Source organism: Sphingobacteriales bacterium (assembly GCA_016706405.1).
GTDB lineage: Bacteria > Bacteroidota > Bacteroidia > Chitinophagales > UBA2359 > BJ6.
This window is the reverse complement of record JADJJT010000005.1, coordinates 24,449-41,295: the sequence shown is the minus strand read 5'-3', so window position 1 is coordinate 41,295 and position 16,847 is coordinate 24,449. Positions and strand designations below refer to the sequence as shown.

General features: G+C 35.9%; 3 protein-coding genes. All 3 read left to right on the top strand.

Annotation, left to right across the window (positions count from 1 at the left end):
• The first annotated feature begins 4 nt into the window (after window positions 1-4).
• The 3 genes from cadA to IPI59_16300 all read left to right on the top strand — a co-directional run bounded on the left by cadA (window position 5) and on the right by IPI59_16300 (window position 6,114).
• Window positions 5-2,053, top strand: a complete 2,049-nt coding sequence (gene cadA / locus IPI59_16310; GenBank protein ID MBK7529047.1) for a cadmium-translocating P-type ATPase — start codon at window positions 5-7, stop codon at window positions 2,051-2,053.
• A gap of 2,590 nt (window positions 2,054-4,643) precedes the next feature.
• Window positions 4,644-5,237: a hypothetical protein gene (locus tag IPI59_16305; protein ID MBK7529046.1), complete on the top strand. Its 594-nt coding sequence runs from the start codon at window positions 4,644-4,646 to the stop codon at window positions 5,235-5,237.
• A gap of 175 nt (window positions 5,238-5,412) precedes the next feature.
• On the top strand, window positions 5,413-6,114 hold the full coding sequence (locus IPI59_16300; protein ID MBK7529045.1) for a hypothetical protein: 702 nt from the start codon (window positions 5,413-5,415) through the stop codon (window positions 6,112-6,114).
• Window positions 6,115-16,847 lie beyond the last annotated feature (10,733 nt).

The following is a 16,847-nucleotide window of genomic DNA, read 5'->3' as shown; positions in this document are numbered from 1 at the left end:
AGCGATGATAAATACAGACAAAAATCACAAGCATACTTATGATGCACAAGGCAGAATGACTTGTTGCACGTTGGAAGATAAAATCTACATCAAAGCAGGTGCAAAAGATTTAATCTACACCAAACAAGAAAAAGAAAATCACAATCACGACCACAGCGATGATGACGGACACGAACATTCAAGCGGAAATGAAAGCACGATAAAAATGTTTTTACCTGCAATCATTTCATTGGTTGTTTTGTTGTCGGGAATTGCGTTAGACAATTTCCTAAAACCCGAATGGTTTACCGATTGGGTAAGGATAGTTTGGTATGTGGTGGCTTATATTCCTGTTGGTGTTCCTGTTATCAAAGAAGCATTTGAAAGCATTGCCAAAGGCGAAATTTTTTCGGAATTTTTATTGATGACGATTGCAACCGTTGGAGCATTTGCCATTGGCGAATTTCCCGAAGGTGTTGCCGTAATGTTGTTTTATGCCGTTGGCGAAGTGTTTCAAACATTGGCGGTAAAAAGAGCAAAAGCAAACATCAAATCGTTGCTTGACCAACGACCTGATGAAGTAACCGTTTTACGCAACAATCAACCGCAAACCGTAAAAGCAGAAATCGTAAACATTGGCGACATTATTCAATTAAAATCGGGCGAAAAATTGGGATTAGACGGAGTGTTGTTATCAGAAACAGCATCGTTCAACACCGCAGCACTCACAGGCGAAAGCAAACCCGACACCAAAGCCAAAGGCGAAACTGTTTTGGCAGGAATGATAAACTTAAATACAGTTGCACAAGTACAGGTTACAACAGCATACACCGATAGTAAGTTGAGCAAAATTTTAGAATTGGTGCAAAATGCCACTTCTCAAAAAGCACCTACGGAATTATTTATTCGCAAGTTTGCAAAAATCTACACACCTGCCGTTGTTGCGTTAGCAGTTGCTATTTGTTTTGTTCCTTACTTTTTCGTGGCAGATTATCAGTTTACAGATTGGTTGTATCGTGCCTTAATTTTCTTGGTAATTTCGTGTCCTTGTGCGTTGGTAATTTCTATTCCGTTGGGTTATTTCGGTGGCATTGGTGCGGCAAGTCGCAACGGAATTTTGGTAAAAGGAAGTACCTTTTTAGATGTATTGGCTTCCGTTCAAAATGTAGTAATGGACAAAACAGGTACAATGACCGAAGGCGTTTTCAAAGTGCAGGAAGTTGTTTTTAATTCCGATTACAACAAAGAAGAAATGTTACTTATGGTGGACGCTTTGGAACGATTGAGTACGCATCCCGTAGCAACCGCCATTCACGAATATGTCGGCAAAACAAACAATGAAATCAAATTACAAAATACCGAAGAAATTGCAGGACACGGACTGAAAGCCGAAGTAAACGAAAAACAATTATTAGTAGGAAATTTTAAGTTGATGAACAAGTTCAACATTCAGCACGATGTTGATGTAAGTAAAATTGTTTACACCATAATTGCCGTTGCTTACGACAACAAATTTGTGGGTTATCTCACAGTTGCCGACAGCATAAAACAAGACTCACAAAACACGATTGACAAACTAAAATCACTCAACGTAAAACCGACAATGTTGAGTGGCGACAAAAGTTCGGTTGTGAAATTTGTTGCGGAACAATTAGGAATTGCAAACGCTTTTGGCGACTTGCTACCCGAAGACAAAGTAAGCAAAGTAAAAGAAATCAAAGCCAAAAATGAAACCGTTGCCTTTGTCGGAGACGGTGTAAATGATGCACCTGTTGTGGCATTAAGCGATGTAGGTATTGCAATGGGTGGTTTGGGAAGCGATGCCACTATTGAAACGGCAGATGTGGTAATACAAGACGACAAACCAAGTAAAATACCTATGGCAATCAATATCGGTAAACAGACAAAGAAAATTGTTTGGCAAAATATCACATTGGCATTCGGTGTAAAAGCTATTGTGTTGGTACTTGGTGCAGGTGGATTGGCTACAATGTGGGAAGCCGTTTTTGCCGATGTAGGTGTAGCATTATTGGCAATCTTAAACGCAGTACGAATACAACGAATGAAGTTTTGACAAGCCAACGCTAAAAGCAAGCACATTTGCAAACCGCACAAGGCGACACACAAGCCAAAGTTTGCAAAAGAGCTTGCTTTTTCCAACGCACGACAGAAAAACAAAAAAATCTTTCCACGCTTCGCAAAAAATTAAATCTGCCGACACACCAAACCCGACAGACAAATACGAACGGACGGAAAAAACCACAGCTGCCAACATCGGTTTGGCGTTATGGCGGGTGAAGTGCTACTATTGAACATTTGTACTGTATTCAACGTTAGTGCTACTATTAAACTTTTGTGCTAAATTTACCGCCACAACGCCAAGCCGTAAAACGTTATATAAAATTATCAGAAAAATTTATAGGAAAACACAGTAAAAATTTGCAATTTTGTAGGTCGCTTGAAAACTTAGTAGTTTTCCGGAACTATTAACTCGGCCAGCACGGTTAGTCGTTTGCCGACTGTTGTGCTAAAGTATCTGGAAAGTATAAAACTTGCAGGCAGATAAAAATAACATTTATATAACAATGGCTTTACGATTAGGCGGGCGAAGTGTTATTTCAAGGGAAGAATTTTCTAATAAAACTTAAAAATGTATTGTAAATTTGTCCTTCGTAGGCCGCCCAACGCAAAGCCTTTTCCGTTATATAAAATTATCAGAAAAATTTATAGGAAAACACAGTGAAAACTTTGCAACTTTGTAGGTCGCTTGAAAAACTTAGTAGTTTTCCGAACTATTAACTCGGCCAGCACGGTTAGTCGTTTGCCGACTGTTGTGCTAAAGTATCTGGAAAGTATAAACTTGCAGGCAGATAAAATAACATTTATATAACAATGGCTTTACGATTAGGCGGGCGGAAGTGTTATTTCAAGGGAAGAATTTTCTAATAAACTTAAAAATGTATTGTAAATTTGTCCTTCGTAGGCCGCCCAACGCAAAGCCTTTCCGTTATATAAAATTATCAGAAAAATTTTATAGGAAAACACAGTAAAATTTGCAATTTTGAGGTCGCTTGAAAACTTAGTAGTTTTCCGAACTATTAACTCGGCCAGCACGGTTAGTCGTTTGCCGACTGTTGTGCTAAAGTATCTGGAAAGTATAAACTTGCAGGCAGATAAAATAAATATTTATATAACAATGGCTTTACGATTAGGCGGGCGGAAGTGTTATTTAAGGGAAGAATTTTCTAATAAAACTTAAAAATGTATTGTAAATTTGTCCTTCGTAGGCCCCAACGCAAAGCTTTTTCCGTTATATAAAATTATCAGAAAAATTTATAGGAAAACACGGTGAAAAATTTGCAATTTTGGTAGGTCGCTTGAAAACTTAGTAGTTTTCTGTAACTACTAACTCGGCCAGCACGGTTAGTCGTTTGCCGACTGTTGTGCTAAAGTATCTGGAAAGTATAAACTTGCAGGCAGATAAAATAACATTTATATAACAATGGCTTTACGATTAGGCGGGCGAAGTGTTATTTCAAGGAAGAATTTTCTAATAAAACTTAAAAAATGTATTGTAAATTTGTCCTTCGTAGGCCGCCCAACGCAAAGCCTTTTCCATATATAAAATTATCAAGAAAAATTTATAGGAAAACACAGTGAAACTTTGCAACTTTGTAGGTCGCTTGAAAACTTAGTAGTTTTCCGAACTATTAACTCGGCCAGCACGGTTGGTCGTGTGCTGACTGTCGTACTAAAGTATCTGGAAAGTATAAACTTGCAGACAGATAAAAATAACATTTATATAACAATGGCTTTACGGTTAGGCGGGCGGAAGTGTTATTTCAAGGGAAGAATTTTCTAATAAAAGTTGGAAATGTATTGTAAATTTGTGCTTCGTAAACCGCCCAACGCAAAGCCAGCTGTTATATAAAATTATCAGAAAAATTTATAGGAAAACACAGTAAAAAATTTGCAATTTTGTAGGTCGCTTGAAAACTTAGTAGTTTTCCGGAACTATTAACTCGGCCAGCAAGGGAAGTAGTGTGCCGACTGTCGTGCTAAAGTATCTGGAAAGTATAAACTTGCAGGCAGATAAAATAACATTTATATAACAATGGCTTTACGGTTAGGCGGGCAGAAGTGTTATTTCAAAGTGAGAATTTTCTAATAAAAGTTGAAATGTATTGTAAATTTGTGCTTCGTAAACCGCCCAACGCAAAGCCTGCGTTATATAAAATTATCAGAAAAATTTATAGGAAAACACAGTGAAAATTTGCAATTTTGTAGGTCGCTTGAAAACTTAGTAGTTTCCCGGAACTATTAACTCGGCTAGCACGGTTAGTCGTTTGCCGACTGTTGTGCTAAAGTATCTGGAAAGTATAAACTTGCAGGCAGATAAAATAACATTTATATAACAATGGCTTTACGATTAGGCGGGCGGAAGTGTTATTTCAAGGGAAGAATTTTCTAATAAAACTTAAAAATGTATTGTAAATTTGTCCTTCGTAGGCCGCCCAACGCAAAGCCTTTTCCGTTAGGTGCAACCAATCCGCCGGAAACATTTCGTTGAGTTTAAGTAGTTAACAGCTAGTTTGTAAACTTCTGAAAATCAATATACATTTGAACCGTTATTCATAACCATTTCGAAACCTGCAATTACCATCATGATGAGATATATTATATTTTCCTTGATTTTAGCTGGATGTATTTCTAAAAGGACCGATAATAATTATAAAGTAAATCAGACTTATCAAATGTTTAATATAAAAGCCATTCAAGACTCCAACTATTATCAATTTGATAGAAAAGGAAGATTAAATAAGGTAGTTACTTTCCATGATTTAAGTAAAATGAAGTCAGTCGTTGAATTCTCAAAACATGGGAAATTAATTTCTGAAAAATTATATCAAAAAGATACAATCTATTATGAAGTAATCTATCACAGAGATAAATATAATTCAATAAAGAATACAATTTCATATTTGAATGGGAAAAAGAATGGCAGCTTTGGATATTATAAATTAGACTCGAGCAATCAAAAAATACCTATTTTCTACTCAAATTTTCTTTACCAAAATAATTTACTAAACGGAGAGGGTTATTATTTTTATAAAAACGGTAATGTTAGGCAAAAAATTATTTACAAAAATGGAAACCTAATGACAGCCGACTTTTACAAAAAAGATGGAAAATTTTATGCCTGTTTAATGTCAGACTCAATTGCAAAATTGAGGAAATATAAATGTAAAAAACCGTGATGGCAGCACCTAACAGCAAGCATAAGCAATGCTGGTTTTTTGGTTGTGAAAGTGTGTTGTTCCTACTAAATTTGTAGTGAGTGAAAGTTGGTTGGCTCCGAAGCCGCACTGCTCATGCTCGCAACCGTTCGATGAAATTAAAAGATAAAAAATAAAAACAATGGGATTCAGATTCATGGCAATCGCCACAGATAAGATTTACAGTAAGGAAAGGGTTAATGAAATTTCATTCCAGTTTTGGATGAAAAAATTGAAATTTGAAAGAGAAGTCTTTCAGGAAGAAGCAATGAATATTGACTTTGAAGATAACGAATACATTGATATTGCGTTTTTATCCACAGGGACTTTGATTTTTGTGTCAGACCCTATGATTGAGACAATAGCAAACATCAAAAGAAACTCATTTGAAGGAAAGGCAGGTTTTTTTGTTGCGGATGAAACATCTATGACTTTTCAAGCAACCTACTATGAAAATTATTGGCTGTCTATAAAACAATTAGAACATAATGGTGAAATAAAGGAACTGAAAAAAGGAGAGAGAAATGAATTTAATATACCATATTCAGATGGCTTTGAACTTGTAACAAATTCTATATCTAATATTATAGGACAAAATTTTTTCGGAATAGAGCCAAACCATACCTTTCATCGATATAGAATTACTGATGAAAAGTTTGATATAAGGGATATTGCAATTGATAAAATAAATTGGTTTGAAAGATTAAAAGAATTGATTGCCCGAGAAAAGGTAGCAAAAGCAGAAGGTATTCAACCTGTGCAAGACCAAAATGATAATAAACAAACTCTTAAAAATGATCAACTATCGTCTCAAAAGCCAGGAAAAACAATTCTTGAACGTCTTAAATTTTGGAAATAAAATTCATCGAACAAAGGCTATGATGTCCATGCCTCCTAAACGGCGGCACGGCACATAGCCTAGACGTTATATAAAATTATCAGAAAAATTTATAGGAAAACACAGTAAAAATTTGCAATTTTGTAGGTCGCTTGAAAACTTAGTAGTTTTCCGGAACTATTAACTCGGCCAGCACGGTTAGTCGTTTGCCGACTGTTGTGCTAAAGTATCTGGAAAGTATAAACTTGCAGGCAGATAAAATAACATTTATATAACAATGGCTTTACGATTAGGCGGGCGGAAGTGTTATTTCAAGGGAAGAATTTTCTAATAAAACTTAAAAATGTATTGTAAATTTGTCCTTCGTAGGCCGCCCAACGCAAAGCCTTTCCGTTATATAAAATTATCAGAAAATTTATAGGAAAACACGGTGAAAATTTGCAATTTTGTAGGTCGCTTGAAAACTTAGTAGTTTCCCGGAACTATTAACTCGGCCAGCACGGTTAGTCGTTTGACGCCTGTTGTGCTAAAGTATCTGGAAAGTATAAACTTGCAGGCAGATAACATAACATTTATATAACAATGACTTTACGATTATGCGGACGGAAGTGTTATTTTAAGTGAAAAATTTTCTAATAAAACTTAAAAATGTATTGTAAATTTGTCCTTCGTAGGCCGCCCAACGCAAAGCCTTTTCCGTTATATAAAATTATCAGAAAAATTTATAGGAAAACACGGTGAAAATTTGCAATTTTGTAGGTCGCTTGAAAACTTAGTAGTTTTCCGGAACTATTAACTCGGCCAGCACGGTTGATCGTTTGCCGACTGTTGTGCTAAAGTATCTGGAAAGTATAAACTTGCAGGCAGATAAATAACATTTATATAACAATGGCTTTACGATTAGGCGGGCGGAAGTGTTATTTCAAGGGAAGAATTTTCTAATAAAACTTAAAAATGTATTGTAAATTTGTCCTTCGTAGGCTGCCCAACGCAAAGCCTTTTCCAGTTATATAAAATTATCAGAAAAATTTATAGGAAAACACAGTAAAAATTTGCAATTTTGTAGGTCGCTTGAAAACTTAGTAGTTTTCCGGAACTATTAACTCGGCCAGCACGGTTGGTCGTGTGCTGACTGTCGTGCTAAAGTATCTGGAAAGTATAAACTTGCAGGCAGATAAAATAACATTTATATAACAATGGCTTTACGGTTAGGCGGCGGAAGTGTTATTTCAAGGGAAGAATTTTCTAATAAAAGTTGGAAATGTATTGTAAATTTGTAGCTTCGTAAACCGCCCAACGCAAAGCCTGGGCGTTATATAAAATTATCAGAAAAAATTTATAGGAAAACACGGTGAAAATTTGCAATTTTGGGTCGCTTGAAAACTTAGTAGTTTTCCCAGAACTATTAACTCGGCCAGCACGGTTAGTCGTTTGCCGACTGTTGTGCTAAAGTATCTGGAAAGTATAAACTTGCAGGCAGATAAAATAACATTTATATAACAATGGCTTTACGATTAGGCGGGCGGAAGTGTTATTTCAGGGAAGAATTTTCTAATAAAACTTAAAAATGTATTGTAAATTTGTCCTTCGTAGGCCGCCCAACGCAAAGCCTTTTCCGTTATATAAAATTATCAAAAATTTATAGGAAAACACGGTGAAAATTTGCAATTTTGTAGGTCGCTTGAAAACTTAGTAGTTTTCCGAACTATTAACTCGGCCAGCACGGTTAGTCGTTTGCCGACTGTTGTGCTAAAGTATCTGGAAAGTATAAACTTGCAGGCAGATAAAAATAACATTTATATAACAATGGCTTTACGATTAGGCGGGCGGAAGTGTTATTTCAAGGGAAGAATTTTCTAATAAAACTTAAAAATGTATTGTAAATTTGTCCTTCGTAGGCCGCCCAACGCAAAGCCTTTTCCGTTATATAAAATTATCAGAAAAATTTATAGGAAAACACGGTGAAAATTTGCAATTTTGTAGGTCGCTTGAAAACTTAGTAGTTTTCGGAACTATTAACTCGGCCAGCACGGTTAGTCGTTTGCCGACTGTTGTGCTCAAGTATCTGGAAAGTATACACTTGCAGGCAGATAAAAATAACATTTATATAACAATGGCTTTACGGTTAGGCGGGCGGAAGTGTGATTTCAAGGGAAGAATTTTCTAATAAAGGTTGGAAATGTATTGTAAATTTGTGCTTCGTAGGCCGCCCAACGCAAAGCCTTTTCCGTTATATAAAATTATCAGAAAAATTTATAGGAAAACACGGTGAAAATTTGCAATTTTGTAGGTCGCTTGAAAACTTAGTAGTTTTCCCGGAACTATTAACTCGGCCAGCACGGTTAGTCGTTTGCCGACTGTTGTGCTAAAGTATCTGGAAAGTATAAACTTGCAGGCAGATAAAATAACATTTATATAACAATGGCTTTACGATTAGGCGGGCGGAAGTGTTATTTCAAGGGAAGAATTTTCTAATAAAACTTAAAAATGTATTGTAAATTTGTGCTTCGTAAACCGCCCAACGCAAAGCCCGGGCGTTATATAAAATTATCAGAAAAATTTATAGGAAAACACAGTGAAACTTTGCAACTTTGTAGGTCGCTTGAAAACTTAGTAGTTTTCCGGAACTATTAACTCGGCCAGCACGGTTAGTCGTTTGCCGACTGTTGTGCTAAAGTATCTGGAAAGTATAAACTTGCAGGCAGATAAAATAACATTTATATAACAATGGCTTTACGATTAGGCGGGCGGAAGTGTTATTTCAAGGGAAGAATTTTCTAATAAAACTTAAAAATGTATTGTAAATTTGTCCTTCGTAGGCCGCCCAACGCAAAGCCTTTTCCGTTATATAAAATTATCAGAAAAATTTATAGGAAAACACAGTAAAAATTTGCAATTTTGTAGGTCGCTTGAAAACTTAGTAGCTTTCCGGAACTATTAACTCGGCCAGCACGGTTAGTCGTTTGCCGACTGTTGTGCTAAAGTATCTGGAAAGTATAAACTTGCAGGCAGATAAAATAACATTTATATAACAATGGCTTTACGATTAGGCGGGCGGAAGTGTTATTTCAAGGGAAGAATTTTCTAATAAAACTTAAAAATGTATTGTAAATTTGTCCTTCGTAGGCCGCCCAACGCAAAAGCCTTTTCCCGTTATATAAAATTATCAGAAAAAATTTATAGGAAAACACAGTAAAAATTTGCAATTTTGTAGGTCGCTTGAAAACTTAGTAGTTTTCCGGAACTATTAACTCGGCCAGCAAGGGGAAGTAGTGTGCCGACTGTCGTGCTAAAGTATCTGGAAAGTATAAACTTGCAGGCAGATAAAATAACATTTATATAACAATGGCTTTACGGTTAGGCGGGCGGAAGTGTTATTTCAAGGGAAGAATTTTCTAATAAAAGTTGGAAATGTATTGTAAATTTGTGCTTCGTAAACCGCCCAACGCAAAGCCCGGGCGTTATATAAAATTATCAGAAAAATTTATAGGAAAACACGGTGAAAATTTGCAATTTTGTAGGTCGCTTGAAAACTTAGTAGTTTTCGGAACTATTAACTCGGCCAGCACGGTTAGTCGTTTGCCGACTGTTGTGCTAAAGTATCTGGAAAGTATAAACTTGCAGGCAGATAAAATAACATTTATATAACAATGGCTTTACGATTAGGCGGGCGGAAGTGTTATTTCAAGGGAAGAATTTTCTAATAAAACTTAAAAATGTATTGTAAATTTGTCCTTCGTAGGCCGCCCAACGCAAAGCCTTTTCCGTTATATAAAATTATCAGAAAAATTTATAGGAAAACACGGTGAAAATTTGCAATTTTGTAGGTCGCTTGAAAACTTAGTAGTTTTCCGGAACTATTAACTCGGCCAGCACGGTTAGTCGTTTGCCGACTGTTGTGCTAAAGTATCTGGAAAGTATAAACTTGCAGGCAGATAAAATAACATTTATATAACAATGGCTTTACGATTAGGCGGGCGGAAGTGTTATTTCAAGGGAAGAATTTTCTAATAAAACTTAAAAATGTATTGTAAATTTGTCCTTCGTAGGCCGCCCAACGCAAAGCCTTTTCCGTTATATAAAATTATCAGAAAAAATTTATAGGAAAACACGGTGAAAATTTGCAATTTTGTAGGTCGCTTGAAAACTTAGTAGTTTCGGAACTATTAACTCGGCCAGCACGGTTAGTCGTTTGCCGACTGTTGTGCTAAAGTATCTGGAAAGTATAAACTTGCAGGCAGATAAAATAACATTTATATAACAATGGCTTTACGATTAGGCGGGCGGAAGTGTTATTTCAAGGGAAGAATTTTCTAATAAAACTTAAAAATGTATTGTAAATTTGTCCTTCGTAGGCCGCCCAACGCAAAGCCTTTTCCGTTATATAAAATTATCAGAAAAATTTATAGGAAAACACAGTAAAAATTTGCAATTTTGTAGGTCGCTTGAAAACTTAGTAGTTTTCGGAACTATTAACTCGGCCAGCACGGTGAGTCGTTTGCCGACTGTTGTGCTAAAGTATCTGGAAAGTATAAACTTGCAGGCAGATAAAATAACATTTATATAACAATGGCTTTACGATTAGGCGGGCGGAAGTGTTATTTCAAGGGAAGAATTTTCTAATAAAACTTAAAAATGTATTGTAAATTTGTCCTTCGTAGGCCGCCCAACGCAAAGCCTTTTCCGTTATATAAAATTATCAGAAAAATTTATAGGAAAACACGGTGAAAATTTGCAATTTTGTAGGTCGCTTGAAAACTTAGTAGTTTTCCGGGAACTATTAACTCGGCCAGCACGGTTAGTCGTTTGCCGACTGTTGTGCTAAAGTATCTGGAAAGTATAAACTTGCAGGCAGATAAAATAACATTTATATAACAATGGCTTTACGATTAGGCGGGCGGAAGTGTTATTTCAAGGGAAGAATTTTCTAATAAAACTTAAAAATGTATTGTAAATTTGTCCTTCGTAGGCCGCCCAACGCAAAGCCTTTTCCGTTATATAAAATTATCAGAAAAATTTATAGGAAAACACAGTAAAACTTTGCAATTTTGTAGGTCGCTTGAAAACTTAGTAGTTTTCCGAAACTATTAACTCGGCCAGCACGGTTAGTCGTTTGCCGACTGTCGTGCTAAAGTATCTGGAAAGTATAAACTTGCAGGCAGATAAAATAACATTTATATAACAATGGCTTTACGATTAGGCGGGCGGAAGTGTTATTTCAAGGGAAGAATTTTCTAATAAAACTTAAAAATGTATTGTAAATTTGTCCTTCGTAGGCCGCCCAACGCAAAGCCTTTTCCGTTATATAAAATTATCAGAAAAATTTATAGGAAAACACGGTGAAAATTTGCAATTTTGTAGGTCGCTTGAAAACTTAGTAGTTTTCCGGAACTATTAACTCGGCCAGCACGGTTAGTCGTTTGCCGACTGTTGTGCTAAAGTATCTGGAAAGTATAAACTTGCAGGCAGATAAAATAACATTTATATAACAATGGCTTTACGATTAGGCGGGCGGAAGTGTTATTTCAAGGGAAGAATTTTCTAATAAAACTTAAAAATGTATTGTAAATTTGTCCTTCGTAGGCCGCCCAACGCAAAGCCTTTCCGTTATATAAAATTATCAGAAAAATTTATAGGAAAACACAGTAAAAATTTGCAATTTGTAGGTCGCTTGAAAACTTAGTAGTTTTCCGGAACTATTAACTCGGCCAGCAAGGGAAGTAGTGTGCCGACTGTCGTGCTAAAGTATCTGGAAAGTATAAACTTGCAGGCAGATAAAATAACATTTATATAACAATGGCTTTACGGTTAGGCGGGCAGAAGTGTTATTTCAAAGTGAGAATTTTCTAATAAAAGTTGGAAATGTATTGTAAATTTGTGCTTCGTAAACCGCCCAACGCAAAGCCTTTTCCGTTATATAAAATTATCAGAAAAATTTATAGGAAAACACAGTAAAAATTTGCAATTTTGTAGGTCGCTTGAAAACTTAGTAGTTTTCCGGAACTATTAACTCGGCCAGCAAGGGAAGTAGTGTGCCGACTGTTGTGCTAAAGTATCTGGAAAGTATAAACTTGCAGGCAGATAAAATAACATTTATATAACAATGGCTTTACGATTAGGCGGGCAGAAGTGTTATTTCAAAGTGAGAATTTTCTAATAAAAGTTGGAAATGTATTGTAAATTTGTCCTTCGTAGGCCGCCCAACGCAAAGCCTTTTCCGTTATATAAAATTATCAGAAAAATTTATAGGAAAACACGGTGAAAATTTGCAATTTGTTAGGTCGCTTGAAAACTTAGTAGTTTTCGGAACTATTAACTCGGCCAGCACGGTTAGTCGTTTGCCGACTGTTGTGCTAAAGTATCTGGAAAGTATAAACTTGCAGGCAGATAAAATAACATTTATATAACAATGGCTTTACGATTAGGCGGGCGGAAGTGTTATTTCAAGGGAAGAATTTTCTAATAAAACTTAAAAATGTATTGTAAATTTGTCCTTCGTAGGCCGCCCAACGCAAAGCCTTTTCCGTTATATAAAATTATCAGAAAAATTTATAGGAAAACACGGTGAAAATTTGCAATTTTGTAGGTCGCTTGAAAACTTAGTAGTTTTCCGGAACTATTAACTCGGCCAGCACGGTTAGTCGTTTGCCGACTGTTGTGCTAAAGTATCTGGAAAGTATAAACTTGCAGGCAGATAAAATAACATTTATATAACAATGGCTTTACGATTAGGCGGGCGGAAGTGTTATTTCAAGGGAAGAATTTTCTAATAAAACTTAAAAATGTATTGTAAATTTGTCCTTCGTAGGCCGCCCAACGCAAAGCCTTTTCCGTTATATAAAATTATCAGAAAAATTTATAGGAAAACACGGTGAAAATTTGCAATTTTGTAGGTCGCTTGAAAACTTAGTAGTTTTCCGGAACTATTAACTCGGCCAGCACGGTTAGTCGTTTGCCGACTGTTGTGCTAAAGTATCTGGAAAGTATAAACTTGCAGGCAGATAAAAATAACATTTATATAACAATGGCTTTACGGTTAGGCGGGCGGAAGTGTTATTTCAAGGGAAGAATTTTCTAATAAAACTTAAAAATGTATTGTAAATTTGTCCTTCGTAGGCCGCCCAACGCAAAGCCTTTTCCGTTATATAAAATTATCAGAAAAATTTGAAAACTTAGTAGTTTTCGGAACTATTAACTCGGCCAGCACGGTTAGTCGTTTGCCGACTGTTGTGCTAAAGTATCTGGAAAGTATAAACTTGCAGGCAGATAAAATAACATTTATATAACAATGGCTTTACGATTAGGCGGGCGGAAGTGTTATTTCAAGGGAAGAATTTTCTAATAAAACTTAAAAATGTATTGTAAATTTGTCCTTCGTAGGCCGCCCAACGCAAAGCCTTTTCCGTTATATAAAATTATCAGAAAAATTTATAGGAAAACACAGTGAAACTTTGCAACTTTGTAGGTCGCTTGAAAACTTAGTAGTTTTGGAACTATTAACTCGGCCAGCACGGTTAGTCGTTTGCCGACTGTTGTGCTAAAGTATCTGGAAAGTATAAACTTGCAGGCAGATAAAATAACATTTATATAACAATGGCTTTACGATTAGGCGGGCGGAAGTGTTATTTCAAGGGAAGAATTTTCTAATAAAACTTAAAAATGTATTGTAAATTTGTCCTTCGTAGGCCGCCCAACGCAAAGCCTTTTCCGTTATATAAAATTATCAGAAAAATTTATAGGAAAACACAGTGAAACTTTGCAACTTTGTAGGTCGCTTGAAAACTTAGTAGTTTTCCGGAACTATTAACTCGGCCAGCACGGTTAGTCGTTTGCCGACTGTTGTGCTAAAGTATCTGGAAAGTATAAACTTGCAGGCAGATAAAATAACATTTATATAACAATGGCTTTACGATTAGGCGGGCGGAAGTGTTATTTCAAGGGAAGAATTTTCTAATAAAACTTAAAAATGTATTGTAAATTTGTCCTTCGTAGGCCGCCCAACGCAAAGCCTTTTCCGTTATATAAAATTATCAGAAAAATTTATAGGAAAACACGGTGAAAATTTGCAATTTTGTAGGTCGCTTGAAAACTTAGTAGTTTTGGAACTATTAACTCGGCCAGCACGGTTAGTCGTTTGCTGACTGTTGTGCTAAAGTATCTGGAAAGTATAAACTTGCAGGCAGATAAAAATAACATTTATATAACAATGGCTTTACGGTTAGGCGGGCGGAAGTGTTATTTCAAGGGAAGAATTTTCTAATAAAACTTAAAAATGTATTGTAAATTTGTGCTTCGTAAACCGCCCAACGCAAAGCCTTTTCCGTTATATAAAATTATCAGAAAAATTTATAGGAAAACACGGTGAAAATTTGCAATTTTGTAGGTCGCTTGAAAACTTAGTAGTTTTCCGGAACTATTAACTCGGCCAGCACGGTTAGTCGTTTGCCGACTGTTGTGCTAAAGTATCTGGAAAGTATAAACTTGCAGGCAGATAAAATAACATTTATATAACAATGGCTTTACGATTAGGCGGGCGGAAGTGTTATTTCAAGGGAAGAATTTTCTAATAAAACTTAAAAATGTATTGTAAATTTGTCCTTCGTAGGCCGCCCAACGCAAAGCCTTTTCCGTTATATAAAATTATCAGAAAAATTTATAGGAAAACACAGTGAAACTTTGCAACTTTGTAGGTCGCTTGAAAACTTAGTAGTTTTTCGGAACTATTAACTCGGCCAGCACGGTTAGTCGTTTGCCGACTGTTGTGCTAAAGTATCTGGAAAGTATAAACTTGCAGGCAGATAAAATAACATTTATATAACAATGGCTTTACGGTTAGGCGGGCAGAAGTGTTATTTCAAAGTGAGAATTTTCTAATAAAACTTAAAAATGTATTGTAAATTTGTCCTTCGTAGGCCGCCCAACGCAAAGCCCGGGCGTTATATAAAATTATCAGAAAAATTTATAGGAAAACACAGTAAAACTTTGCAACTTTGTAGGTCGCTTGAAAACTTAGTAGTTTTTCGGAACTATTAACTCGGCCAGCACGGTTGGTCGTGTGCTGACTGTCGTACTAAAGTATCTGGAAAGTATAAACTTGCAGGCAGATAAAAATAACATTTATATAACAATGGCTTTACGGTTAGGCGGGCGGAAGTGTTATTTCAAGGGAAGAATTTTCTAATAAAAGTTGGAAATGTATTGTAAATTTGTGCTTCGTAAACCGCCCAACGCAAAGCCCAGGCGTTATATAAAATTATCAGAAAAATTTATAGGAAAACACGGTGAAAATTTGCAATTTTGTAGGTCGCTTGAAAACTTAGTAGTTTTCGGAACTATTAACTCGGCCAGCACGGTTAGTCGTTTGCCGACTGTTGTGCTAAAGTATCTGGAAAGTATAAACTTGCAGGCAGATAAAATAACATTTATATAACAATGGCTTTACGATTAGGCGGGCGGAAGTGTTATTTCAAGGGAAGAATTTTCTAATAAAACTTAAAAATGTATTGTAAATTTGTCCTTCGTAGGCCGCCCAACGCAAAGCCTTTTCCGTTATATAAAATTATCAGAAAAATTTATAGGAAAACACGGTGAAAATTTGCAACTTTGTAGGTCGCTTGAAAACTTAGTAGTTTTCCGGAACTATTAACTCGGCCAGCACGGTTGGTCGTGTGCTGACTGTCGTACTAAAGTATCTGGAAAGTATAAACTTGCAGGCAGATAAAAATAACATTTATATAACAATGGCTTTACGGTTAGGCGGGCGGAAGTGTTATTTCAAGGGAAGAATTTTCTAATAAAAGTTGGAAATGTATTGTAAATTTGTGCTTCGTAAACCGCCCAACGCAAAGCCCTGGCGTTATATAAAATTATCAGAAAAATTTATAGGAAAACACAGTGAAACTTTGCAACTTTGTAGGTCGCTTGAAAACTTAGTAGTTTCCGGAACTATTAACTCGGCCAGCACGGTTGGTCGTGTGCTGACTGTCGTACTAAAGTATCTGGAAAGTATAAACTTGCAGACAGATAAAAATAACATTTATATAACAATGGCTTTACGGTTAGGCGGGCGGAAGTGTTATTTCAAGGGAAGAATTTTCTAATAAAAGTTGGAAATGTATTGTAAATTTGTGCTTCGTAAACCGCCCAACGCAAAAGCTCAGGCGTTATATAAAATTATCAGAAAAATTTATAGGAAAACACAGTAAAAATTTGCAATTTTGTAGGTCGCTTGAAAACTTAGTAGTTTTCGGAACTATTAACTCGGCCAGCAAGGAAGTAGTGTGCCGACTGTCGTGCTAAAGTATCTGGAAAGTATAAACTTGCAGGCAGATAAAATAACATTTATATAACAATGGCTTTACGGTTAGGCGGGCGGAAGTGTTATTTCAAGGGAAGAATTTTCTAATAAAACTTAAAAATGTATTGTAAATTTGTGCTTCGTAAACCGCCCAACGCAAAGCTCAAAGCGTTATATAAAATTATCAGAAAAATTTATAGGAAAACACGGTGAAAATTTGCAATTTTGTAGGTCGCTTGAAAACTTAGTAGTTTTCCGGAACTATTAACTCGGCCAGCACGGTTAGTCGTTTGCCGACTGTTGTGCTAAAGTATCTGGAAAGTATAAACTTGCAGGCAGATAAAATAACATTTATATAACAATGGCTTTACGATTAGGCGGGCGGAAGTGTTATTTCAAGGGAAGAATTTTCTAATAAAAGTTGGAAATGTATTGTAAATTTGTGCTTCGTAAACCG

Coding starts and splice junctions, on each gene's coding strand:
- cadA (MBK7529047.1), top strand. CDS start 5: ATGATAAATACAGACAAAAATCACAAGCATACTTATGATGCACAAGGC.
- IPI59_16305 (MBK7529046.1), top strand. CDS start 4,644: ATGATGAGATATATTATATTTTCCTTGATTTTAGCTGGATGTATTTCT.
- IPI59_16300 (MBK7529045.1), top strand. CDS start 5,413: ATGGCAATCGCCACAGATAAGATTTACAGTAAGGAAAGGGTTAATGAA.